This is a genomic window from Acinetobacter sp. 231_lipA (assembly GCF_058243005.1).
Map to the genome: position 1 here is coordinate 365,677 of NZ_JBZAYU010000001.1, position 24,614 is coordinate 390,290.

The following is a 24,614-nucleotide window of genomic DNA, read 5'->3' on the forward strand; positions in this document are numbered from 1 at the left end:
CATGTGTTCACCATACCGATTATCTAGCCCTTGTCCGGCTATGGCTGCCAGAAGGGTACGCCTCTCACGATTGATACCCCGCACCTTGCGGTGCCTCGTTACATTGTCGAAGGCGCTCTTTATTCAGCCTTCTAGATTCACCCGGTGACACGGGTGGTTCCCGCAGGGGGGAACAACTTCATTAAGCGACTTCGTGTCGCACTTCCACCCAGTTATTGCAAATCGGTAGATTGCCATCATCCAGATAGCGGCTTAAAGCTGGCCAACGCTTCAGAGTGTAATTGATGGCCTTGGCTGTTGGAGAACTCGATGGCACCGTCAGTTGATGCTGGTTGAGCCATTCATACAGTTGTTGCATCACCGGTTGACTATGCTGTTGTCGGTATTCGCGGCGCTGTTCTGCTGTACCATCGGTCTTTTTCCTGAGTTCTGCTTCTATGGCATACAGTTTCTGAATCAGCACTAATGCCTGTTCAGCGATCTGACTTTTCCCGGTCACATGCAGTTCATGAAATTTACGACGTGCATGTGCCATGCAGCCCACCTCAATGACCTGGCCTGATTTAAAGCGTGCTTTATAACCACTGTAATCATCACAGACCAGATGGCCCTGCCAGCCATTCAGGAACTCTTCTGCATGCTGACCTGAACGGCTATCCTGAAAGTCATAGATCACCGCTTGAACTGGATTGTACTGTGTGGTGGCATAGGCCCAGACATAACCTTTCTTTGGTTTTTTCTCATTATCACCCATCCGCATAATGGTGACCGGCGTTTCATCGGCATGGATCACCCGCTGTTGCAGCACCACCTGTTTTAAGGCATTGGCCAGAGGTTCCAGTTCCACACCGCAGCGACCAATCCAGTCAGATAACGTGGATCTGGACAGATCAATGCCCGCCCGCTGATAGATCAGACGTTGACGGTACAGCGGTAAATGATCTGCGTATTTCGAGACCAACACATGGCTCAGTAGTTCAGGACTGGCAATGCCTTTATCAATCAAATAGGCGGGCATCGCTTGCTGAGTCAGTGTGTCACACTGATCACAGACCCATTTGCCACGCACATGCTGTTCCTTATAGAACTGTGCCGGTCTGAAATGTAGTTTTTCACTGATATCTTCGCCGATACGACGCAAGGTGCAGCCACAAGCACATTGGGTTGATGTTGGTTCATGCTCGATACGGATGGTGTGTAGATGATCGGGCAGCAGTCGACGTTTAGGTTTGTTGACTGTGGCTTTGTGTGTCGCTGCATCAGTTTTATCTGCATTCAGCCGTTCCAGTTCCAGATCAACAGCGGCAATATCTTCTTCGACCGCTTCATCCCACAGATGGATTTGTTTTGCGGTGAGATGTTCGTTTTTACTGCCAAATTTGTGCTGTTTAAATAGTGCGAGCTCATGCTCGTATTTTTGCGTGAGAATGGAAAGATGTTGAACTTTGGCATCCAATTGCTGGTTTGATTTTTCTAATTCTTGATTTGATTGTGCCAAAGACTGATGCTGCATTGCCAACTGTCTAGTAAATTCCAGCAGTTGTTCATGGGTCAGTTGGCTTAAATCAGGCAGTGTATTCATGACCGCAGTATGCCTGAGGTCATGAGAAGAATGAAATAGAACGTTTGGAGAATAGCAGAATGGACCAAGCTAGTTTAGAGCATTGTGACCACTTGCTGTCGTCCAATGCGCTGCCAAGGCAAACCCTGGATCAGTGCCTGTAACTGTTCTGGACTGAGTGCCAGGGTTTCACCCTGATGAACTTTAGCCCAGTGAAATTTGCCCTGTTCCAACCGCCGAGCACACAGCCAGATCCCCAGTCCATCATGTACCAGCACTTTCATGCGATGGCCACGTTTATTACAGAACAGGTAAGCACAATGCGGTTTAATGTAGCCAAAGGCTCTCACCACCTGAGCCATGGCCGTATCCATACCTGCACGCATGTCCATGGGCTGGGTAGACAACCAGATTTCATCGATACGGATCATGTTGTAAGTGCCTTGAGTAATTCTGCTAAAGCAGATATTTCTGATACTTGCCATTTCAAGCCAATTTCTGCTTTTGAGTGGGGTAAAGTAATTTGAACCGTTAACATGCCAGTAGAAATAGGATCTAATGGTGCAGAGCAAGATAAGGCAATAAATGCAGGTTTATTCGGTAGTAGTGAGCGATCATTCCCTGGCTTAGCATCAATTAAGCGAATCCATTTGGATACAAGATGTGTATTCAATCCATGTTGCAAAGCGACCGAAGCAATTGAAACCTCCGATGCTTTACACGCCTGAACGATCTGCTGTTTAAATTCAGCACTATATGTTCTTCGTATTATCGTAAGAGATGCGATGGATGTCTGGTTATTTGTAGTCATAAATTTAAGTTCCCACTTGTTTTTAAGTGAGGACTAAATTAAGGCTTATAGGACGAATTCATAAGGTGTGTTTAGCGGACGCTTACGGTCTTATTTTAGGCCTAGCATTATCTGCGACCTCTTTTTCTGTATTGTTATCCGCGGTGGGTCGTGCTGCACCGCCTGAAAAACGTAGCCTTGCTATGGGCATTGCCAGTGCAGCGGGTTCTTTTGGGCAGTTCATTATGCTGCCGTCAACCTTACTGCTGTTACAAAACTTTGGCTGGTCTGCGGCGCTGGTCGTTAGTGCAATTTTAATTGCGATGATTGTTCCACTGGCCTGGATGCTCAAAGCTCCCGCCTTTGTTGTACCGAATACGTCAACCAACCAAGTTCAGCTCAGCTTTAAAGATATTTTAGTCATTGCGAAAAACCATAAACCATTTTGGTTCCTATCACTCGGTTTTTTGGTCTGTGGCTTCCAAGTGGTCTTTATAGGTATCCATTTACCTGGCTATTTGATTGACCATGGTTTTAATGCAACCACAGGAACCGTTTTCTTGGCGCTGGTCGGTTTATTTAATATCGTTGGCACTTACACTGCAGGCTGGCTAGGTGGAAAATATTCTAAACCGAAGTTGCTGATGGGCTTATATGGGCTCAGAGGCATTGCCATTATTGCCTTTTTGATGCTCCCGCTCAGCACACTCACCATCTATAGCTTTGGTGTGGTGATGGGTTTATTATGGTTATCTACAGTACCTTTGACTAACGGTATTGTGGCCAATATGTTTGGTATTAAATATCTGAGCATGCTGAGCGGCATCGTGTTCTTTACCCATCAAGTTGGTTCATTTTTCGGTGGATGGCTGGGTGGTGTGAACCATGACGTGACAGGTAATTATGACTTGATTTGGCTGTTCTCTATTATTCTGAGTGTTTTTGGCGTACTGGTACATTTCTTTGTCGATGAAAAGGCGGTTGTCCATGACTAATTCATTTTTATGGCTCAAATGCGGTATCGGCATTAGCATTATTGCTTTGTTTGCTCTGGCGATTAGCCTTTGGCTGAATACGCCTGACCTGTTTGAGTATTTTAATCAGGCATTTTGCGCACATTAAATCTGCATATTTTGAGCTATATATTTTATTATAAAAAAATCAATACAATCAGTATCTTAGTGTTTTTTAAATTTTTTCATAAGTTTAGAACTTCTTTTAATTTTAAGATTACACATATTTTGATTACATTTTCTCTAGCCCCCATATCTAGAGAAAATAATCAAAATGACCGCATTAACCCAACTTTCACAAGCGATTCATGATGCTCCACGTTGGCATCAACCTGAACAATTTCAAAATCCAGAAGAAATACAAATTATCCCACTGGCGGAAGAAGCCTTAGGTGCTGTGGTTTTTGGTTTAGATGCCCGTAAAGCCCAAGCAGGAGAAACCATTTATCGCTTAAAACAAGCTTTGGCCGAACATCTAATTTTAATTTTTAAGAACCAAACTTTGGATGATCTGCAATATTTAGCCTTTGCCAGCTATTTTGGTTCTATCTTCCGCCCAAGTGCAGATAATCCAGTGCTGGCTAGTCAGTCTGACACTGGTGTTCCACCCGATGTGGTTCCTGTTTCCAATGCAGTCGGTCAAGGCGACTACACTGGTCATGGCGAACTCACCCCACATGCCGATCACCAGTGGACACCTCTTCCCTCTTTTGGCTCTCTACTCTATGCCCTTGAACTTCCTCAAGACGGCGGACAAACCTCTTGGTTCAATACCATCAAAGCCTATGATGCACTTCCCGGTGACGTGAAAAAGCAGATCGACCAGCTACAGCTGATTACTTATAACCCATTCGTCCGTGCGCAAAGTAATACAGGCAATACGGGTTATGGAGACAGCCCTTATTATCGCTTTAAAGATCAACCCATTTTAGGTCATGCCTATCCTCATCCCTTAGTCCGCACACATCCAGAATCTGGGCGTAAAGCGCTTTGGCTCAATACCCGTTCGGAAGTTGAATTACTCAATGTCGATGATAGCGAAGGCAGTGAACTGATTGCTGCACTTCGTACGCATATCCTCAAACCTGAGTTTCGCTATGAACATCACTGGGAAACTGGAGATATTGTCTTTTGGGATAATCAGGTGACACTACATTCACGTCGCCCCTTTCCTGTCGATCAACGTCGCTTACTCAAACGTATTAGTCTTGCAGGTGGGCGTCCGTACTAGGCGATAAATAAAATGAATAATTCATTGGCATGACACCAAAATGTCACGATTTTTTTAGATAATCTGTTAAAAAACCAATAAAAAAAGCCCATCGTTTGATGGGCTTTTTTTATTTCTATGACTTAAGCATTGCGTTTCGCAAAGTCATCCATAAAATTCACTAGGGCTTGCACGCCTTCTAGAGGAACCGCGTTATAAATACTTGCGCGCATCCCACCAACTGAGCGGTGACCCGCAAGGTTCAACAAATGGTTTTCTTCAGCTTCTTTCAGGAAAAGTTTTTCCAAATCTGGATTCGCCAAAGTAAACGGCACATTCATAATTGAACGGTTTTGCACAGCAATTGGATTTGCATAAAAATCGCTTGCATCGATATAACCATAAAGCAGTTTCGCCTTTTCAAGGTTCACTTTATGAATCGCCTCAACACCACCTTGTTCAAGCAACCATTCAAATACCAGACCAGATAAGTACCAAGCATAGGTCGACGGCGTATTGACCATCGAATCATTCTTCGCTTGTGAAGCGTATTTCAAGATGCTTGGAATTTCAGGTTTAGCTTGATCTAGCAGATCTTCACGAACAATAACCAAGGTTAAACCCGCTGGGCCAATGTTCTTTTGCGCGCCTGCATAGATGATACCAAATTTAGTCACATCAACAGGTGCAGACAAAATACTTGAAGACAGGTCTGCAACCAATGGTGCATTGGTTTCTGGAATAGCCGCAAACTGAAGACCACCAATCGTTTCATTGTCTACATAATGCACATAAGCCGCATCTTGAGATAAGTTCCAAGTGCTTGAGTCTGCAATGGCAAGTTTTCCATCAATTTGCGTACCCGCTTCAATGACGTTGATATCGCCATAGCGCTGCGCTTCTTTTAGTGCTTTCTCAGACCAAATTCCAGTATGGATATAGTCCGCTTTGCTGTTTTTACCCAACAAGTTTAAAGGAATCGCGGAGAACTGAAGTGAAGCACCACCTTGAAGGAACAAGACTTTATAGTTCTCTGGAATGTTCATGAGTTTACGTAAATCTGCTTCTGCTTTTTCAGCCACAGCAACATAGTCTTTACTACGGTGACTCATTTCCATGATGGAAAGACCCTTGCCTTGCCAATCAAGCATTTCAGCTTGTGCTTTTTCTAAAACGGCAGTAGGTAATGCAGCAGGACCAGCACAGAAGTTGTACGCGCGCATGATTTTTCCTTTCAAAGTGAAACACAATAAAATGATGGCATTTAACCACAGATAGCCAGTGCTTGCAGTAAATTCAACTGAAAATATTTCAATGTAATCTCACCTTTACAGTCAAAAACTCAATCAAGATCAATGATCCAGTTTTAACTCAGCACTGCTCAATCAATTACAGTGGCGCTTTCCCATTCATCTAAGCTCAAACGAAAGCATTTCCTTTGCTTAAAAATGTCGCTAATCTATTGATATACATTTGCAAATTAAACAATTCAGTAACTGAGTCAGCATTCAGCACAGCTAGATTATGCGTATAATGTGCAAAAACATAGAAAAGAGTCGTGTTCATGCCACAAAGACTATTCAACATGCTTAATACACCAGCCAACAAATTCCTATTGCGTACATCACTGCCATCAATCTTGTCATTAAGCATGTTCGGTCTCAGTCTCGGAATCAGCTCGACAACTTTTGCTGCATCTATCAGCTATCAACAAGCTGAGCAAAGTGTTTTACAAGACTCGTTTAGCACACAGGCCACACAAGCCTTACAACAAGCCTCAAAACTAGAGGCTGAAGCGGTCAAAGGTTTGGGGCTACCCCGTATCGATCTGAACGTACGTGCTTATGCTTTTCATAATGAGCTTGATGTGCCTCTTGGTGCACTCAAAAATAATTTAGAACAAACACTGACTGATGGTGTAGCCACGAAAATTGATGAGTGGCAAAACGCCTATCCAAATTTGGGCGATTTAAGTGGTTTAGAGCAAGGTATTGATCAAACCATTCACAAAGGTGTCGGGCTTATTCCGAATAGCTCGCAAATTACCTTAGAAGATCAAGTCATACGCCCGACCATTTCTGCAATGATGCCGCTTTATACAGGTGGGTTAACCTCAAGTGTGAAACAAGTCGCCAATATCAAAGCAAAACGTAGCGAACTCAATACAAAACAACAGCAAGACCTACAACGCTTTGAACTGATTCAAGCCTATTTCAATGTTCAACTGCAAAAACAGTTGCTCGCGTCTAGCCAATATAATTGGCATGCAATGCAAAAACACTATGACAATGCACTTAAACTTGAACAACAGGGCTTTATTAGTAAAGGCCAGCGCATGCAATTTGAAGTGGCAAAAAACAATGCACAGCGGAGTGAACAAGCCAGTCAGGCCAATTTAAAAGCCAGTTTATTTCAGCTGAATAACCTTTTACAAAGCAGCCAAATTACTGAGCTAACCACACCACTCTTTATTAACAGTACCCAAAACCAAGATTTAAATACTCTACTCAGGTCATATGCAGATCAATCGGCCTTAGTACAAAAACTGCAAATGGACACTCAACTGGCACAAGCCAATGTCACGGCACAAAACGCCGCCAAGAAACCACATATTTTTGCCTTTGGTGAATACAGTCTGGACGATAAAAATAACTGGATCGTTGGCTTAGCCGCACAGTACAATCTGTTCTCAGGCATTGATAAAAACAAAAATGTCCAAGCAGCAGAGTTACAACGCTACGCTTCTGAACTGATGACAGCACGGACTAAACAAGAAATTGAAAATGTGATTTATAAATCGTATAGCGAAGCCACCACAGCGCAGCAAAGTGATCAGTTATTACAGCAAAATATAAAAGCAGCGCAAGAAAATTTACGTATACAAGAACTGTCCTTTAAAGAAGATATGGGAACAGCGACCCAAGTGATCGATGCACAAAATATGCTCAGCGCTTTAAAAGCAGAAACCGCACTGAATGCCTATAAATATGTCATGTCACTGGCGACGCTTCTACAAAGTCATGGTTCGATCCATCAGTTCCAAACCTATCTTCTGCAACCCAATACGCGATTTATTCGTTAATTCTTTGATGAGAGCCATTTAATGAATCAAGATCAAAACCAATCTGATCCGCAAAAACCTGAAAAACAAGAAGATCAAGCGGTGCCATCAACAGAGGAATTAACCACAAATGATACTCAAGAGCAGGTACAAGCTGAGACCGAACAGACTAAGCCAGCATCAGCCAATACAAACACCGAGCAAAAGTCCAAAGCAATCAAGCTGATTGGAGGCCTTGCTCTTATTATTCTATTCATCGTGATTGCTTTTGGACTGTGGAAGGCCTATCAACCGAAAACGGTTGAAATCCAAGGTCGAGTTGAAGCAGAAACGATCCATGTTAGCACCAAAGTGCCAAGTCGAATTGATGAAATTTATGTACATGACGGACAGAAGATCAGCAAAAACCAAGAACTCGTTCGACTGTATAGCCCTGAAGTCGATGCCAAAAAACAGCAAGCACTGGCCAGCTTACAGGCTGCTTTAGCACTCCAGTCCACTGCTGACCGTGGCTCTCAGGAAGAAAATATTGCGAGTTTATACGCCAACTGGCAAGCACTGAAAGCACAGCAAACTTTGGCACAAACCACCTATCAACGTGGTGCAAACTTGTACCACCAAGGTGTCATCTCACGCCAACGTCGCGATGAAATGCAAGCCGCGGCACAATCAGCCGCTCAAATGACAGAAGCAGCATATCAACAATATGCTCGGGCTGAACGTGGCAGCACCCCACAGCAAAAAAGTTCAGCAGATGCGCAAGTGCAAATTGCAAAAGCAGCTGTTGCTGAAGTCAATGCACTTGAAGCTGAAACCAAACTACTCTCGCCGATTGACGGTACCGTGTCTAAAACCTATGGCAAACCCTCTGAATTGGTAGCGATGGGTGTGCCGATTGTCAGTATTATTCAAGATCGCGAGCTTTGGGTATCACTGAATATTCGTGAAGACCAATACGCCAACATCTATCAGGCAAAACAAATTGAAGGCTTTATTCCAGCCTTAAACCTGCATACAAACTTTAATATTAAGAATATTGATGCCGAAGGCGAATTTGCCACTATTAAGACTACACGCCAAACAGGAGGCTATGACATTCGTAGCTTTAAAGTTCATTTGACACCTACGCAAGCCATTCCAGACCTAAAAGTTGGCATGAGTGTGTTGTTTAAAGTCAAAGAGAGCAAATAATGCTAAGCGGGCTACTGCGGGAACTGAACTATTTACTCAAACATAAGTGGGATCTATGTTTAGTCACGCTTGCCCCACTGTTTATTATCGTGCTGTTTTCCAGCATGTTTGCCCAAGGTAAACCCGAACATTTGCCTATTGCGATTATTGACCAAGACCAAAGTGAACTGAGCCAAAATATACAGCGCTACTTGAGACTCAACCATACTCTAGATGTCGCCATCGTCAGTGATCAAAATACTGAAGTCGAAAAGTTACTGAACCAAACCAAAGTTTGGGGTTACGTCAGTATTCCCAATGGCGCCGAACAACGTTTTGTTCAAGCTAAAGATGCTGAAATCAGCATTGCCTATAACCAAAGTTACTTTAGTGTGGGGAACACCATTTCATCAGCTATGTTACTCAGCACAGTTGAAGCCATGGCAGACTATGCTGGTGAAAGCTATTTAGAAAATACTATTCCTTATTTAGATGTACCTACGCCACACGTTAAAATTTCGACCTTATACAACCCAAATTTGAGTTATGAGTTCTATTTAGAACCCTTTATGATTCCTGCGATTTTGCATTTACTACTCTGCTGCTGTGTCGCATTTTCAGTCGGTCAAGAATTTAAGTTTCATACAGCGCAAAATTGGCTAAACAAGCAATCTGCTTTTAAAGCCATCCTCACGAAAAACCTGACCTATGTACTTATTTTTAGCTTATGGACATGGGCGTGGATGTTTTGGCTAGTCGAAATTCGCGGTTGGTTTGTTGCTGGTCAGCTTTGGTTCATCATGTTGGCACAGCTTTTATTTTATAGCGCCTATGCCTTGATCAGTAGCACCATTGTTTTAGCCACCAACAACTTATCTAAAACCTTTGGTTTAATTGCTGTGTATGGTGGCTCTTCGCTCAGTTTTGCAGGAGTGACGCTCCCCTTAAATAACGCACCACTGTTTACCAAATTTTGGGCCAATATTATCCCTTACACACCTTATGCCAAACTACAAACCGAACAATGGGTCATTGGTAGCCCAATCAGTTCATCGCTGTTGCCTTTACTCGTACTTATCCTCTATGTGGTCTTTTACGCTGTGACCTCTGTCCTGCTCCTCAAAAAAAGAATCAAAGGAGCAGTATCATGAAGTCATTTTTGCACTATTACCTCAAAACATTTAAAGACATCATCACCAATCAGTCGATTTTAACCACGCTCATCCTCTCGGTGATTTTCTATAGTGTTTTCTATCCGACTGCCTACAAAGCACAGCAATCAGAAGCTTTGCCGATTGTAATTGTGGATGAAGAACAAAGTATCGTGACCAATAACATCATTCAGCAAGTTTCGCTCAGTCCAAATGTTGAAGTGAAAGCTGTGACGGGCAATTTCCTCGATGCTGAAAATATGATTAAACAACAGCAAGCCGATGGTATTTTGCTCTTACCCGAAAATCTTTCCAATAGTCTTCGGCATGGCGAAGTCGGTGGGATTGGGCTCTATCTCAGCGCGGCAAACTTTTTAAAAACCAAGCAAATTGGACTAGGTCTCGCTACCTCAATTGAAAATGCTGTACGCGAGCACGTGGAAAAATTTGGCAATATTTCGCACTTTTCTCCAACTATTTCCATTCATCAAACGCCGCTTTTTAACACCATGTCGGGTTATGGTAGTTATATTTTCCCCGCCATTGCTCCGCTGATTATTCATCAAACCATCGTGCTCGGTTTAGGGATGTTGTTGGCCGGATACCGCGAACAGAAATGGCGACCAACGACGACAGAATTTTTTGCGATTTTTTGCACCATTCTGACCATTGGTATGCTCGGTTGTTTATATTTATTTGGCTTTATTTATTGGTTAAATGACTACCCACATGGGGGAAATTTTAGTGGCATGTTACTGGCCGTGCCGATTTTTATAGGCTGTATCGTGGCTTTAGGCATGTTGATTTCAACATTTTTCGATATGCCTGAACGTGCAGGACATGTCATTGTATTTACCTCTATTCCGCTATTTCTACTTTCAGGAACAGCATGGCCACACGCCGCAATGCCCGCTTGGATGCAATACTTGGGTAATGTTTTGCCATCGACCCAAGGGATTCAAATGTTTATTCAACTGAACCAAATGGGTGTACCAACTGCACTTATTCTGTCGAAACTACTGTATCTCTTTGTGTTTGGTATAGTTTGCGCAGCATTTGCTTATTGGCGTCTCAAGCATCGCTAAATTTTAGAACGTATTGATAGCAATCCTACCCATTTAATCCGTTGAAGCCCCATAAAGTTTGACATCAAAGCTGCGAATTTTTGTGCTTCCGCCTGCTTTGTCGAAACCAACATCGTATTGAACTAGGTTTTTATTGCTATAAGCATACTCATAGGTAACTGCATACAAACTTAGTTTTTCTGTCGATTTTTCAATGTGTTTCGATACAATTTTTTGAGTCGTTATGGCTTGTTTAGGAATCGATTTTGCAAATTTGCGCATGTCTTTTTCATGAGTTTTAAATTTACGCTGTAACTCTGGCTCAAAATAAGTATATAGCTGCGGAAAATCGCCCTGAGTAAAGGCTTGATAAGCTTGCTGAGCTACTTTCTCTTGAGCAGGACTCGGATTTGGGATCGAATCCAATGCCTGTTGTCCCAATTTATCACACGCTGTTAAAGCCAACGCACAACTCAAAACCAGTAATTTTGCTTTCATAAAATCTTATCCACCACTAGGTCATCGCCAATATGAAAAAGGACGCCGAAGCGCCCTTTTCTTTTTCATTCAGTTAGTCTTCGTTCGATGTATTGGTATCTGTAGTATTTTCAGATGCATCTACATTTACTTCGTCAACCACAGTTTCTTCAGTTGTTTCAATAGAAGCATCTAAAATATCATCTTCGACTTCAACTGCTTCAACAGCAACGACACCGACCAAGATTTCTTCATTACCTAAACGAATCAGACGTACACCTTGTGCATTACGACCCGTTCTAGCAACTTCAGAGGCACGAGTACGAACTAAAGTACCGCCATCAGAAATCAACATCAACTCTTTAGATTCATCAATTGCAACCGCACCGACCAACTCACCGTTACGTTCAGATGTTTTGATGGCAATAACACCTTTACCACCACGTTTCTTGGTTGGGAAGTCATCAACAGGCGTACGTTTCCCATAACCATTTGCAGAAGCACACAGTACTTCGCCAGTTTCAGGTACAACAACTAATGAAACAATACGGCTTGCCACATTTAAATCAGAAGATTCTTCATCATCTGAATCTGTGTCAGTTTCAACATCATCTTCGGCCTGGGCTGCAGCTAAAGTGACGCGCATACCACGTACCCCTTTTGCAGTTCGCCCCATCACACGTGCATCAGTTTCAGAGAAGCGGATTGCTTTACCTTCATTTGAGAACAACATGATTTGCTGTTCGCCATCAGTGATTGCAACACCAATCAAGGTATCTTCTTCTTTCAGCTCAATTGCACGTAAGCCGTTTGAACGAACATTACTAAATTGTTCTAATTCAACACGCTTGACCGTACCAGATGCAGTTGCCATAAATACAAAGAAGTTCTTACGCATTTTCTCTGCAAGATCAGCAAATTCAACAACGGTTTCATTGTCCAAATCTGTTGTTGAAAGCTCAACACCCAACTCTTTCAATTGCTTACGTAATGCATCAGAGAGTTCATCAGCATCTTCAGCCAACTCATCGAATGAAGCTTTTAACGCTTCATAATGCGCGTCGATAATACTATTTTCACGTAATGTCGCGACATTGCTGCGCACAAAGTTTTTGAACTCAGCTAAGCGTTCTTTAAATTTCTTCGGCGCATCAATCACAGGAAGAATTGCTGTGATTGTCTCATCGGCATCCAGTGGCAATAAGTTCACCATTGGGCGACCTTTTGAACCACGCGATGCTTGAGGCACTTCAAACACTCTCAGGCGATAGACTTTACCAACATTGGTAAAGCACAACACTGTGGCATGGTTAGAGGTCACAATCAGATGCTGGATGTAGTCATCTTCTTTCATCGATGTTGCAGATTTACCACGGCCACCACGACGCTGCGCAGCATAGTCTGAAAGTGGTTGAGTTTTCGCATAACCTGTTTTTGAAACAGTCAGTACCACTTGCTCTTCAGGAATTAAATCTTCACGAGAGAAGTCAATACGAGACTCAACAATTGCAGTACGACGAGCATCACCATATTGTTGCAAAATTAAAGCTAATTCTTCTTTAATCACGGCCATCAATAAATTGAAGTCATTTAAAATAGCTGTGAGTTCAGCAATTTGACCTAAAATTTCAGTATATTCAGCTTGTAACTTGTCTTGTTCAAGACCCGTTAAACGGTGCAAACGAAGCTCAAGAATCGCACCAACTTGCGCAGGCGATAAACGATAAATCTGACCATCTAAACCAAATGGACGGCTTGGATCTTCACCTTCAATTTCGTCTGGACGTACAGAAACAGAACCTGCTTTTTCAAGCAATGCAATCACATTCCCTGCTGCCCACTCACCTGCTTGTAAACGCTCACGAGCCTCAGCTGGGTTTGCAGAAGTTTTAATGGTCTCAATGATCGCATCAATATTTGCTAATGCTACCGTCAAACCTTCTAAAATATGGCCGCGCTCACGTGCTTTGCGCAATTCAAACATGGTACGACGCGTCACTACTTCTTGGCGGTGACGAATAAATGCCGCAACAATGTCTTTCAAGTTCATTAACTTCGGCTGGCCGTTATCTAAGCACACCATGTTAATGCTGAAAGAGTTTTCCAACTGCGTGTTTTGGAATAAGTTATTTACCACAACTTCGGCGTTTTCACCACGCTTTAAATCGATGGCAATACGCATCCCGTCTTTGTCAGATTCGTCACGTAGCTCAGAAATACCTTCCAGTTTTTTCTCTTTCACCAACTCAGCGATACGTTCAATGGTTCTTGCTTTGTTGACTTGATATGGAATTTCTGTGAAAACGATCGTGGTACGACCTGTTTTTTGGTCTTCTTCAAAGTGGTATTTACCACGAATATGCAAACGACCTTTACCCGTACGGTAAGCATCAACAATGCCCGCTTTACCGTAAATAATGCCACCTGTAGGAAAGTCTGGACCCGAAATATATTCCATCAATCCTTCAATTGAAATATTTGGGTTTTCAGCATAGGCCAAACAAGCGTTCACTACTTCAGTCATATTGTGCGGCGCCATATTGGTCGCCATACCCACAGCAATACCTGTAGTACCGTTAATCAGTAAGTTAGGAATACGCGTTGGCATCACTTGCGGAATACGTTCAGAGCCGTCGTAGTTGTCTTCCCAATCCACCGTATCTTTTTCAAGATCGGCAAGGATTTCATGAGTCAACTTACGCATACGAACTTCGGTATAACGCATCGCAGCTGCGCTATCGCCATCGACCGAACCAAAGTTCCCCTGACCATCAACCAATTGATAACGCAAGCTAAAGTCTTGAGCCATACGAACAATGGTTTCATAAACAGCAGAATCACCGTGTGGGTGATATTTACCGATCACATCACCAACCACGCGGGCAGACTTTTTATAAGCTTTGTTGTAGTCATTACCCAATTCGTGCATTGCATAAAGCACACGACGATGAACAGGTTTTAGACCATCTCGAACATCTGGCAAAGCACGAGAAACAATCACGCTCATTGCATAGTCAAGATACGAGTTCTTGAGTTCATCCTCAATCGCAATCGGTCTGATTTCCGATACGCTCATGCATACTCCTTATTCTACAAACGTAAAACCGCTTGCATTTATATGTCGTAAAACTTGCAAAATTATTAGTTCAAAATACTGAACTAAAAACTGAAATATAGCCGTAAATTATAGCATAAACACTCTGATTTTTGTGCCACGTCACCACAGTTAATCTCGTTAATTTTCTTTAATTTAGGGGTTATTTTTTACACATGTATAGGATGAACATTTACAGCTCCATCACATTCCCTATTAACGTTGCGTAAAATGCAAAAAAGCCCTCATTTTTGAGAGCTTTAAGCCATGTCTTGCCTATCTTTGGACTTACTGATCAACCCCTTGCTTATCGCGCCGCATAATATGAAATGCCACCATAAACAAGCCCAATATTAAAGGAAACTCATATAGCTCCTCCATAAGGTCTTTATAAGCAATCTGATGTAAGAAAATTCCACCATAAATGCGACTGTGTTCAATGCCGTCAGAAATAATCAAACCCAACACCGTGAGCAGCATTGCCCAAGCAGGTATCGTAATGTTCTTCATTTTTATCGCAATCTCATGGCGCAATGGTTTAACCAACAACATAAATACGACTGAACCAATCAAAACTACCGAGATGCCACGAAAATATACTTTTGGGACCTCAGGGAAATAGTCTCTACCCCAACTGGTGCTACGCCCAAATAAAAGTAACCACCACAGTACTCCCCAGATCCAAAAATACTTTTTACCCTCTGGAAGACGCATCGGCTGCATATAAAAATAACTAAATACAGCGAATATCAATAAAAGTAGAGCTTGTATATTTTCCACGCCACGTACAACAGCACCACCTAAAAGTGGAAGCTGTAGATCAGCCAAAAATGGAAAGATTAAACACAGAACAGCAAGGATCAGAACAGACCACGATACACGCGTATCAATCAGCAAAATCACGACTCCCAACTTAACAAAAAAAGTTTTATGTAAGTTAAGCTTAAAAATGGATGGCAAATAGTATCATAAATCTGAATATTCAGATGCACACTCATCTTAAGAAATGCTTAAATTTTCATTATTATTTGCAAAATACAAGGACTTAAAATAACAAAATAAATATCGAGTGATTTTGATTTTTTATAATATTGAGATTGATTTACGCACATAAAAAAACGCTCCTGCACATGACAGCTAAGCATTGCTTAAACTGCTTGCACAAAAGCGTTTTTTGAAACGTTGTCAGGAATTAGATTTTAGATACTAACTCTGGAACAACGGTATTCAAATCACCTACTAACCAGTAATCCGCTACTGCATTGATAGGTGCTTCTTCGTCTTTGTTGATCGCAACGATCACTTTAGAGTCTTTCATACCCGCCAAGTGCTGGATCGCACCAGAGATACCTACAGCGATATACAGGTCAGGTGCAACAATTTTACCTGTTTGACCTACTTGCATGTCGTTTGGAACAAAACCTGCGTCAACCGCAGCACGTGATGCACCTTGAGCAGCGCCCAATTTGTCAGCCAATGGATCAAGAACAGTATGGTAGTTCTCACCTGAACCCACACCACGACCACCTGAAACCACGATACGCGCAGCAGTTAATTCTGGGCGTTCAGATTTTACGATCTCTTCAGCAACAAACTTAGAGATACCCGCATCTTTTGCTTCGCTTACAGCTTCAACCGCAGCAGAACCACCTTCAGCAGCGACAGGGTCAAATGCTGTACCACGTACAGTACCAACAATGATTGCTTCATCAGACTGAACTGTTGCAATCGCGTTACCTGCATAGATTGGACGCTTAAACGTATTTGCAGATTCAACAGCAATGATGTCTGTAATCATGCTGACATCAAGAAGAGCAGCCACACGTGGAAGAATATTCTTACCCGTTGTAGTTGATGCAGCCAATACGTGTTTGAAACCACCTTTAGCAATATCTGCAACCAAAGCTGCAACGTTTTCAGCCAATTGGTTTGCGTAAACTGCGTTGTCAGCAAGTAATACTTTGCTTACACCCGCAACTTTTGCAGCAGCATCAGCAACAGCTTGAGCGCCAGAACCAGCAACTAATACAGTGATATCACCACCGATTTTTTGAGCTGCTGCAACAACGTTTAAAGTTGCACCGTTTAGTGCTTTGTTGTCGTGCTCAGCGATAACTAAAATACTCATGATTTTATCCTTCTGTATTAGATCACTTTCGCTTCATTTTTTAGTTTTTCTACAAGTTCGTCTACAGACTTCACTTGTACGCCGGCTTTACGTTCAGCAGGCGCTTCAACTTTAACTGTTTTAAGTTTAGTTGTCGTAGAAACACCAAAATCAGCAGGAGACTTCGTATCCAGCGGTTTTTTACGCGCTTTCATGATGTTTGGAAGAGCGGCATAACGTGGCTCGTTCAAACGTAAGTCAGTGGTGATGATCGCTGGAAGTGCAAGCTCAACAGTTTGTAAACCGCCGTCGATTTCACGAGTTACTTGTACTTTGTCGCCATCAACTTTAACTTCAGAAGCAAAAGTACCTTGACCTGCACCTAGAAGCGCACCAAGCATTTGGCCAACTTGGTTAGAGTCATCATCAATTGCTTGCTTACCAAGAAGAATCAACTGAGGTTGTTCAGCGTCAACAACGCCTTTCAACACTTTCGCAATTTCTAAAGCACCCAGTTGGCTGTCATCAGCTTCAACTAAGATACCGCGGTCAGCACCAAGCGCCATTGCAGAACGGATTTGCTCTTGCGCTTCTTTAGGACCAATAGAAACAACGATGATTTCTGAAACAGTTCCTTTTTCTTTTAAGCGAACCGCTTCTTCCACTGCAATTTCACAGAATGGGTTAATTGACATTTTAACGTTGGTTAAGTCAACACCACTGTTGTCCGGCTTAACGCGAACTTTAACGTTGGCATCAACCACACGTTTTACAGCAACAAGAGCCTTCATGTAATCCTCGGCTGTTTTAGCAAATGTAAATGTTGAGAAAAGTTAGTTTAACTCTTCACTTAAATTTTTTTAGGTGCCCTATCTTGCAATGTGTACGGCATTTCGGTCAAGTCACAATTCACCAAAGAGCTGTAAAAATGCGTAAATTTAGCTGAACGACGCGTTCATACTTTTTTGTACGCACTATATTTGCACAAAATCGCACTCAGATTAAGTTATGATTTTTATTATATTTTTATCTGATTTACATTATTCAAAGATTTGATTTCTTTTCTCTAATATTCATCATCAAATAGATGATTGACTGCCTGTTTACATCTTTATCAGGCTTCACAAATCTGTCATTTAAGATAGATCACGCAGCCTTAGATTCAAATACTCATTATTCTAGACATACGATGACACAATATTGCTGCTTTATTAGGCGATCTTAAAAACTTCCTCAAAAAAAAGCATGCCCTTCTGACATGCTTCTCTGAGTTTAATTGGCAATCAGCCATGTCGCGGCCAATGCCAACAGACCACCTGAAGTGCCATCAATCCATTTTTGCTTACGTTCATCTATTGGGGCCTTCTGTGTCAGTTTTGCAAAAACCAGACTCAAACTACAGTAGACCACAAAAATCATCGCGATAAAGAGTAAAGATAAAATCAAACCTTGACTGACAGTGTTGGCAGATTTATCGATAAATTGCGGCAAGATTGCAAAATAGATAAGCATACCTTTAGGATTTAATAGTGCGGTAAAAAAGCCTTTTTTGATCGGGTTATTTTCCGTTTTTCGGTCTAGTTGCAATTTTTTAGTGCTAAAAACCGACTTTAATAAACCAAAGGCCAAATACAACAAATATGCAATACCCAGCCAGCGGATGGTTTCAAACAAAAGCGGGAAAGACACAATAATGGCAGCAATACCCAAAGCCACTAAAATTGAATGTAGTAAATAGCCTGTACATACGCCGATAGTCGCCATCATGCCTGCTTTTGCATCTTTGCCCATAACTTGAGACAGAATAAATAACATATCTGGCCCAGGTGTAAAAATTAGTGGCAGCACGGTCAGTGCAAAGAGTACATATACAGACATTTCCTTTCCCCTTTCATCCATTAGAAAGTGAAAATTAGTATGTGCGAAATAATACAAAATTGGCTTTCAATTTATTCTATAATAAAACGTATTTTTCAAATTATATTCTAAGATATGAAACAATCACCAAAGTCTGTGCGCATAAAACTTGACCGTATTGATAAAAATATCATTCGCCACTTACAAGACAATGGCCGTATTCAAAATAATGACTTAGCACGAGAAATCGGTCTATCACCGTCTTCATGCCTAAGACGCGTCAAACTATTAGAAGAAGCAGGTGTTATTCAAAATTATACCACAGTGGTCGATCCACAAAAAATTGGCCTTCAACTGATTCTGTTCTCGCGTATTTGGCTGGTCGGTCAAGATGCCGAAACCATCGACACCTTTATTGAAGCCATGAAAGAGCTCCCTCAAGTCATGGAATGCTACATTATTTTAGGTGAATGCGATGCAATGCTGAAAGTCGTGGTACCCGATTTAGAAAGCTATCGTGAGTTCCAATCCACACATTTGACCAAAAAGAATGGCATTACCAGTGTCAAAACAGACTTGCCAAGTCAAATCATTAAACAAAGTTTCCAACTCCCGCTTGATGAAATCTAATGTCAGCGCATTTAAATTTTGCGATAGAAACGGCGCGTTTACGTCTAAGAGCTTGGCACGCAGATGACTTTCCTGCATTTGCGCAGTTAAATGCCGATGCTCAAGTGATGCGTTATTTTCCTAGTCCACTCACGCAAACAGAAAGCGATGCCCTTGCGCAAATGTTTCAGCAATTCATCAATCAAAATGGTTGGGGCTTTTGGGCAGTCGAACTGAAGCATAGTCAGGAGTTCATTGGATTTACAGGCTTACATGCTCAACCTGAGTGCTTTGATTTTTCACCCTGTGTCGAAATTGGTTGGCGATTGGACTCGAAGTTTTAGCATCAGGGTTATGCGACAGAAGCTGCACAGGCTTGCCTATATTTTGCTTTTTCGGTTTTAAAACTGGATGAAGTTGTTGCTTTTACCGCAGTTCAAAATAGGGCTTCTGAAGCGGTAATGAAACGTCTCGGCATGTAACATCGTGGCTATTTTAATCATCCTAAACTCGATCAAAATAGCCCACTGCTTCGACATACGCTCTATGCCATTAAGCCAACTGACTTTCTAAAAAATCACGATGAATATGACTTAAATCAATCAATTCATATTGTCCAAGATTAAAAATTTTCCAGACTTCAAGAAAGTCGTCTTTTAAATCAATGCTATTTGAGGGCTGTGCAGTCGCTTGCCACTGTAAATCGGAAATCCATAAATAGTATTGCCCAGTCTCTGCATTAAAAGCCTGAACTTTACCTGCTGCATTGACGCCTTGAACAAATGCATTTTCAGGCAGTACAGGCTCAATATTGGCTAAACTAATTTCAACAAAGTGTTTGACCTGACGCAAACCATAGCCCGCAAAAATGTCTTTTTGCGCGGAGCTGAGTTGATCATACTTTGCTTGTATATCTGAAATCATACACTGACCTATTTTCACATTTGTCATCTTCAATATAAGCTTAAATCTACCGTTTCATTAAACTGGAACATTCAGCCCATCCTCTTTTAAGTTTATACTCTATTTTTTGCCAATTTATTATTCTACAAAAGTTCATAATCACTCTTTTCCCAACAAAAGTGAGCGATGATTGCTACCTATTGATCTAGTTGATTCAAGCAAGAATAATGCCGAATTTCACAGCCCCTAGCTGTTTAGTCCCGGCATTTGATGGATCGGATCAATTTTAAAAAGTTCAGGTTCATCTGTCCACTGTTTGCAGATGAATTCGTAGGGAGTCAGGCCCCTGAGTGTTTTGAGTCTGCGGCCGAAGTTGTATGCAGCAATAAAATCAGCAAGGTGAATGCATAGCTGAGTGTGATCGTCGTAATGGAACCGTTTGACAGTAGCTTCTTTAATCGTTCGGTTCATCCTCTCGACCTGTCCATTGGTCCATGGATGCTTAACCTTGGTAAGACGATGTTCAATGCCACATTCAGTACAAACCCGATCAAAGATGTGCTCAGAGGCGTAGCGATCACAGGTGCGGTTCGTGAACTGGATGCCGTTATCTGTTAGCACCGTATGGATTCTATAGGGCACAGCCTTAACCAGATTGCGCATGAACTCCGCGGCTGCCATCTTACTGGCTTTAGTATGCAATTCAGTGAACGCAAACTTGGAAGTGCGATCAATGGCAACGAAGAGATAAAGCTTACCCTGTGCTGTTTGCATCTCAGCGATGTCGATATGAAAGTAACCAATGGGGTAGCTCTTGAAGCGCTTCCTGACAGGGCGATCACCTTGTACCTCAGGCAGTCGTGAAATACCATGCCGCTGTAAGCAGCGGTGTAACGACGAGCGTGTCAGATAAGGAATACTCGGCTGCAATGCATAAAGGCAATCGTCTAGCGGCAACAAAGTGCGTTTTCGAAAAGCAACAATTGCCGCCTCATCTTCAGGCGATAACACGCTTGAGCGAGGATTCTTTGGGCCGGTTGTAAGATCATCTACTGAAGTACGTTTCTTCCATTTTGCGACGGTCTTTTGATTGATGCCGTAACGCTTGGCTAGCGTTCTTAAGCTCTCTTGACTATTTTGTATTGCTCGACGCACTGCCTGTGTCGTTGTGGCGCTGCTGTGTAGAACTTGTCCCATAGTGCTTCCTTCCATTTATCTGAGAATATTGCACCATTAAAATCTGGGACTAAACACCCTAGCGCGTACATAATTATCTACTGATGTGTTTACGCTGTTTGTTCTGACTTTTGGCGCTTAACCCAAAATACAGCGCTATAGTGCATGCATTATGTGACACTATTTTTAAAGTATGAATAAACTAAGTTTTCACCTTTTGCTGTGCTCGAGGATGCGTCTGATCATACACTTGAGCCAGTCTGTCAAAATCGACATGGGTATAAATTTGGGTGGTACTTAAGTTACTGTGGCCTAACATTTCCTGCACTGCGCGTAAGTCACCACTGTTTGACAGCATGTGACTGGCGAAACAATGCCGTAATAAGTGCGGATGTAAATCGATATTCACGCCTGCGCGCTGTGCTTGAAACTTGACCCGATTTTCAATCTGGCGCATTCCCAAAGGATTGCCCTTTTGAGTAATAAAAACTTGTGCATCGGGCACAAAATCACCATTCCATAGCGGATAAATGCTCAGCCATTTCATTACCGCATCTTTGGCTTTAGAACCAAAAGGCACAACCCGAGTTTTATTCCCCTTACCTGTAATACGTAATAACTGTCGGTTAAAGTCGATATCTTTAATTCTTAAGCCCTGCACTTCCGCTAAGCGTAATCCACTGGCATAAAGCAGCTCAAGCAAAGCTTTGTCTCGATACCACATTTGCTGTTCGACTTCTTTCTCAGGCAAGGCCTGATCCAAAATTTTATTGATAGTTTCAATATCCACTAGCCCTGGTAAAGGGCGAGGTTTACGTTTAAGTTGAAAGTCATCGGCAGGATTAAAAGCCAAATGTTGCCCCTGCTCAGCCCATTTCATAAACTGACGAATAGAAGACAACATCCGCTGTAAACTACTGGAGCTCAACTGTTGATATTCAACTTTTTGCGCAATAAATTCTCGTAAATCAGTGGCTTCAACATCGCCCAGTTGAAGCTTTTTCTGTTCGCAGAACAACAAAAAATCAGACACATCTCGTTCATAAGCCTGCAAAGTATGGGCAGACTGATTTTGTATTTCTCGTTGTTTTAACCACATCGCGAGCAGTTGCATGGGCTCAAAAGTCACAAGTCAGCCTCTATAGTTCTATTCTGTGGAAGATTGATTTTCTTTTGCATAGTAGCACTGTCTCAGCTCTTTCTATGCCTATGTACATTTTTCATAAAAAAAGCACTGATGAATCAGTGCTTCTTGTGTGACGCTAAACTTAGTTTTGATAGTAACTCAGATCGATACGTCCTTCGTAGACATTTGAGGTTGGTCCCGTCATCCAAACCACATCACCTTCACGCCATTCGATATGCAACTTACCACCTGCCAATTCAATTTCAACAGATGAATCGAGTAAACCTCGGCGCATACCTGAAATCGCAGCCGCACAAGCTCCTGTTCCACAGGCCAAGGTTTCGCCTACGCCGCGTTCAAACACACGTAAGCGCGCATGCTTTTCATCAATGATTTGCATAAACCCAGCATTCACATGCTGCGGAAAACGCTCATGCGATTCAACCTGAGGGCCCAGACGTGCAACATCAGCTGTAATCACGTCAGGAACGATAGTAACTGCATGAGGGTTACCCATATTCACCACATCAATAGTCAATTGCTCATTGTTCGCCAAAGCAATGTCATACAAAGCTTCAGGAGCATCCGCAATAAATGGAATTTCCTGTGGCAAGAACTTTGGATAACCCATATTCACACGTACCCAGCCATTTTGACCAAGTTCGGGTTCTACAATTCCAGCCTTGGTTTGTACTTTAATCTTGGTCTTTGTAGTGAGCTGACGCTCATGTACAAAACGCGCAAAGCAACGCACGCCATTACCACATTGTTCAACTTCAGAACCATCAGCATTGAAAATACGGTATTTGAAGTCGACATTGGGTAAATCAGGTGGCTCGACTATCAACAACTGATCAAAACCGATGCCGAAATGACGATCCGCCAAGCGCTGAATCGTAACAGTATCAAGGAATGCTCTTTGGCTGATTAAATCAACCACCATAAAGTCATTGCCTAGACCATGCATTTTGGTAAATTCTAATAACATCTTGAATTATCCTTCAGGCAATAAACGTTCTTTGTCCCAAAGCGACTCAATGGTTTCACGCTCACGAATCAAATGTGCGTTTTCACCATCCACCATCACTTCAGCGGCACGACCGCGACTGTTGTAATTTGAACTCATAACAAAACCATAAGCGCCAGCACCTAATACCGCCAGTACGTCATTTTCTTTGAGTGCAAGCACACGCTCTTTCCCTAAGAAATCACCTGTTTCACAAATCGCACCAACCACATCCCACTCTTTTGCCTCGACATCTGAGCGCGGTGTAACGGGCTGAATATCCATCCATGCTTCATACAGTGCAGGACGAATCAAGTCGTTCATGGCTGCATCAATAATCGCAAAGTTACGGTGAATAGTCGGTTTGAGTAAATCAACTTTGGTCAGGAGTACCCCTGCATTTGCCGAAATACTACGTCCCGGTTCCATATACACTTTCAAGCCCAATTTTTCTAAAGCGGGCTTCATTGCATTGGCATATTCAAAAACGGTAGGCGGCACTTCATCTTTATAGGTCACGCCTAAACCACCACCAATATCGATGTGTTTCAACTGAATACCCATGGTTTTCAGCTGATCGATCATCACAATCACACGATCTAGCGCATCCACAAAAGGCTGTGTTTCGGTCAACTGGGAACCAATATGACAGTCAATCCCAATAATGTCTAAATTCGGCAGCGTTGCAGCATATTGATAGGTTTCAAAAACTGTATCTGACGGAATCCCAAATTTATTTTCTTTCAGCCCTGTTGAAATATAAGGATGCGTTTTCGCATCTACATCTGGATTGACACGCAATGAAATGGGTGCTTTTTTGCCGAGCTTCGCTGCAACTTTTTGAATCCGATCCAGCTCTGCATGAGACTCGACATTGAAGCATGCAATACCCACTTCTAATGCTTTTTGAACATCGATCTCAGTTTTACCTAAACCCGAAAAGACAATTTTAGAAGCATCGCCACCCGCTTTTAGTACACGAGCCAGTTCTCCGCCGGTCACAATATCAAAACCCGCACCGAGCTTCGCAAGGACATTCAATACCGCAATGTTTGAGTTTGACTTAACCGCAAAACAAATTTGATGATCGATAAAGTCAAAAGCACGATCCATCTCTGTAAAGTGTTTTTCAAAAGTCGCTTTTGAATAAACATACAGTGGTGTACCAAATTGCTGCGCAAGCTGTTGCAGCGAGCATTGCTCAGCGTGCAAAACCCCATGATTGCGGGTAAAACTCAT

The 24,614-nt window shown here is 42.3% G+C and carries 21 protein-coding genes and 3 pseudogenes; 9 read left to right on the plus strand and 15 right to left on the minus strand.

Going from position 1 to position 24,614, the window contains the following annotated elements:
- Window positions 1-202 precede the first annotated feature (202 nt).
- From tnpC to AC4CUX_RS01915, 3 genes and pseudogenes are all read right to left on the minus strand, one after another.
- Window positions 203-1,582, minus strand: a pseudogene (gene tnpC, locus AC4CUX_RS01905) (IS66 family transposase); the annotation flags it as partial.
- 74 nt (window positions 1,583-1,656) lie between these two features.
- Window positions 1,657-1,992 carry an IS66 family insertion sequence element accessory protein TnpB gene (gene tnpB, locus AC4CUX_RS01910; RefSeq protein WP_058951667.1) on the minus strand — a complete coding sequence of 112 codons (336 nt, stop codon included), beginning with the start codon at window positions 1,990-1,992 and terminating at the stop codon, window positions 1,657-1,659.
- Complete coding sequence (locus AC4CUX_RS01915; protein ID WP_146857247.1) at window positions 1,989-2,372, minus strand: transposase; 384 nt, start codon at window positions 2,370-2,372, stop codon at window positions 1,989-1,991. Before AC4CUX_RS01915 ends, tnpB begins: the two co-directional genes overlap by 4 nt.
- Window positions 2,373-2,458: 86 nt before the next feature.
- Between AC4CUX_RS01915 and AC4CUX_RS01920 the strand changes: the two are divergent.
- The 3 genes and pseudogenes from AC4CUX_RS01920 to AC4CUX_RS01930 all read left to right on the plus strand — a co-directional run.
- A pseudogene (locus AC4CUX_RS01920) lies at window positions 2,459-3,346 on the plus strand (MFS transporter); the annotation flags it as partial.
- Window positions 3,339-3,473: a hypothetical protein gene (locus AC4CUX_RS01925; protein ID WP_004982541.1), complete on the plus strand. Its 135-nt coding sequence runs from the start codon at window positions 3,339-3,341 to the stop codon at window positions 3,471-3,473. The pseudogene AC4CUX_RS01920 and the gene AC4CUX_RS01925, both read left to right, overlap by 8 nt.
- A gap of 165 nt (window positions 3,474-3,638) precedes the next feature.
- Entirely contained in the window at window positions 3,639-4,595 is a 957-nt protein-coding gene (locus AC4CUX_RS01930; protein WP_490792125.1) for a TauD/TfdA dioxygenase family protein, read from the plus strand.
- Between the two features lie 122 nt (window positions 4,596-4,717).
- Here AC4CUX_RS01930 and serC read toward each other — a convergent pair whose 3' ends face one another.
- On the minus strand, window positions 4,718-5,797 hold the full coding sequence (gene serC / locus AC4CUX_RS01935) for a 3-phosphoserine/phosphohydroxythreonine transaminase (RefSeq protein ID WP_004982544.1): 1,080 nt from the start codon (window positions 5,795-5,797) through the stop codon (window positions 4,718-4,720).
- A 341-nt stretch (window positions 5,798-6,138) separates the two neighbouring features.
- Here serC and AC4CUX_RS01940 point away from each other — a divergent pair, with 341 nt between their 5' ends.
- The 4 genes from AC4CUX_RS01940 to AC4CUX_RS01955 are packed head-to-tail and all read left to right on the plus strand — an operon-like array spanning window position 6,139 to window position 11,041.
- Window positions 6,139-7,656, plus strand: coding sequence for a TolC family protein (locus tag AC4CUX_RS01940; RefSeq protein ID WP_490792126.1), 1,518 nt, complete (start codon window positions 6,139-6,141; stop codon window positions 7,654-7,656).
- Between the two features lie 21 nt (window positions 7,657-7,677).
- Window positions 7,678-8,826, plus strand: coding sequence for an HlyD family secretion protein (locus AC4CUX_RS01945; RefSeq protein WP_490792127.1), 1,149 nt, complete (start codon window positions 7,678-7,680; stop codon window positions 8,824-8,826).
- Window positions 8,826-9,956: an ABC transporter permease gene (locus tag AC4CUX_RS01950; protein WP_490792128.1), complete on the plus strand. Its 1,131-nt coding sequence runs from the start codon at window positions 8,826-8,828 to the stop codon at window positions 9,954-9,956. Before AC4CUX_RS01945 ends, AC4CUX_RS01950 begins: the two co-directional genes overlap by 1 nt.
- The gene (locus AC4CUX_RS01955) at window positions 9,953-11,041 is read left to right on the plus strand and encodes an ABC transporter permease (protein ID WP_490792129.1); all 1,089 of its coding nucleotides are present in this window, start codon (window positions 9,953-9,955) and stop codon (window positions 11,039-11,041) included. The genes AC4CUX_RS01950 and AC4CUX_RS01955 overlap by 4 nt, the downstream gene beginning before the upstream one ends.
- 33 nt (window positions 11,042-11,074) lie before the next feature.
- On the opposite strand, the gene AC4CUX_RS01960 is transcribed toward AC4CUX_RS01955, so the two are convergent.
- The 6 genes from AC4CUX_RS01960 to AC4CUX_RS01985 all read right to left on the minus strand — a co-directional run bounded on the left by AC4CUX_RS01960 (window position 11,075) and on the right by AC4CUX_RS01985 (window position 18,576).
- Entirely contained in the window at window positions 11,075-11,518 is a 444-nt protein-coding gene (locus AC4CUX_RS01960) for a DUF3887 domain-containing protein (RefSeq protein ID WP_490792130.1), read from the minus strand.
- A gap of 73 nt (window positions 11,519-11,591) precedes the next feature.
- Window positions 11,592-14,573, minus strand: a complete 2,982-nt coding sequence (gene gyrA, locus AC4CUX_RS01965) for a DNA gyrase subunit A (protein WP_114837184.1) — start codon at window positions 14,571-14,573, stop codon at window positions 11,592-11,594.
- Window positions 14,574-14,879: 306 nt separating this feature from the next.
- Window positions 14,880-15,488, minus strand: coding sequence for a hypothetical protein (locus AC4CUX_RS01970; RefSeq protein ID WP_078389622.1), 609 nt, complete (start codon window positions 15,486-15,488; stop codon window positions 14,880-14,882).
- A 295-nt stretch (window positions 15,489-15,783) separates the two neighbouring features.
- Window positions 15,784-16,719: an FAD-binding protein gene (locus AC4CUX_RS01975; RefSeq protein WP_004982561.1), complete on the minus strand. Its 936-nt coding sequence runs from the start codon at window positions 16,717-16,719 to the stop codon at window positions 15,784-15,786.
- Window positions 16,720-16,736: 17 nt separating this feature from the next.
- Entirely contained in the window at window positions 16,737-17,489 is a 753-nt protein-coding gene (locus AC4CUX_RS01980; RefSeq protein WP_005400499.1) for an electron transfer flavoprotein subunit beta/FixA family protein, read from the minus strand.
- A gap of 481 nt (window positions 17,490-17,970) precedes the next feature.
- The gene (locus AC4CUX_RS01985) at window positions 17,971-18,576 is read right to left on the minus strand and encodes a LysE family translocator (protein ID WP_087013283.1); all 606 of its coding nucleotides are present in this window, start codon (window positions 18,574-18,576) and stop codon (window positions 17,971-17,973) included.
- Between the two features lie 114 nt (window positions 18,577-18,690).
- On the opposite strand from AC4CUX_RS01985, the gene AC4CUX_RS01990 reads away from it, so the two are divergent.
- Entirely contained in the window at window positions 18,691-19,185 is a 495-nt protein-coding gene (locus tag AC4CUX_RS01990) for an Lrp/AsnC family transcriptional regulator (protein ID WP_004695793.1), read from the plus strand.
- Window positions 19,185-19,790, plus strand: a pseudogene (locus AC4CUX_RS01995) (GNAT family N-acetyltransferase). Before AC4CUX_RS01990 ends, AC4CUX_RS01995 begins: the two are co-directional and overlap by 1 nt.
- On the opposite strand, the gene AC4CUX_RS02000 reads toward AC4CUX_RS01995, so the two are convergent.
- From AC4CUX_RS02000 to lysA, 5 genes are all read right to left on the minus strand, one after another.
- Entirely contained in the window at window positions 19,717-20,115 is a 399-nt protein-coding gene (locus AC4CUX_RS02000; RefSeq protein ID WP_114837185.1) for a hypothetical protein, read from the minus strand. The pseudogene AC4CUX_RS01995 and the gene AC4CUX_RS02000 sit on opposite strands and share 74 nt — an antisense overlap.
- Before the next feature lie 198 nt (window positions 20,116-20,313).
- Window positions 20,314-21,264 carry an IS481 family transposase gene (locus AC4CUX_RS02005; RefSeq protein WP_031952572.1) on the minus strand — a complete coding sequence of 317 codons (951 nt, stop codon included), beginning with the start codon at window positions 21,262-21,264 and terminating at the stop codon, window positions 20,314-20,316.
- Window positions 21,265-21,445: 181 nt separating this feature from the next.
- Window positions 21,446-22,357 carry a tyrosine recombinase XerC gene (locus AC4CUX_RS02010; protein WP_114837186.1) on the minus strand — a complete coding sequence of 304 codons (912 nt, stop codon included), beginning with the start codon at window positions 22,355-22,357 and terminating at the stop codon, window positions 21,446-21,448.
- Between the two features lie 154 nt (window positions 22,358-22,511).
- Window positions 22,512-23,357 carry a diaminopimelate epimerase gene (gene dapF / locus AC4CUX_RS02015; RefSeq protein ID WP_114837187.1) on the minus strand — a complete coding sequence of 282 codons (846 nt, stop codon included), beginning with the start codon at window positions 23,355-23,357 and terminating at the stop codon, window positions 22,512-22,514.
- A gap of 6 nt (window positions 23,358-23,363) precedes the next feature.
- Window positions 23,364-24,614, minus strand: coding sequence for a diaminopimelate decarboxylase (gene lysA, locus AC4CUX_RS02020; protein WP_004982575.1), 1,251 nt, complete (start codon window positions 24,612-24,614; stop codon window positions 23,364-23,366).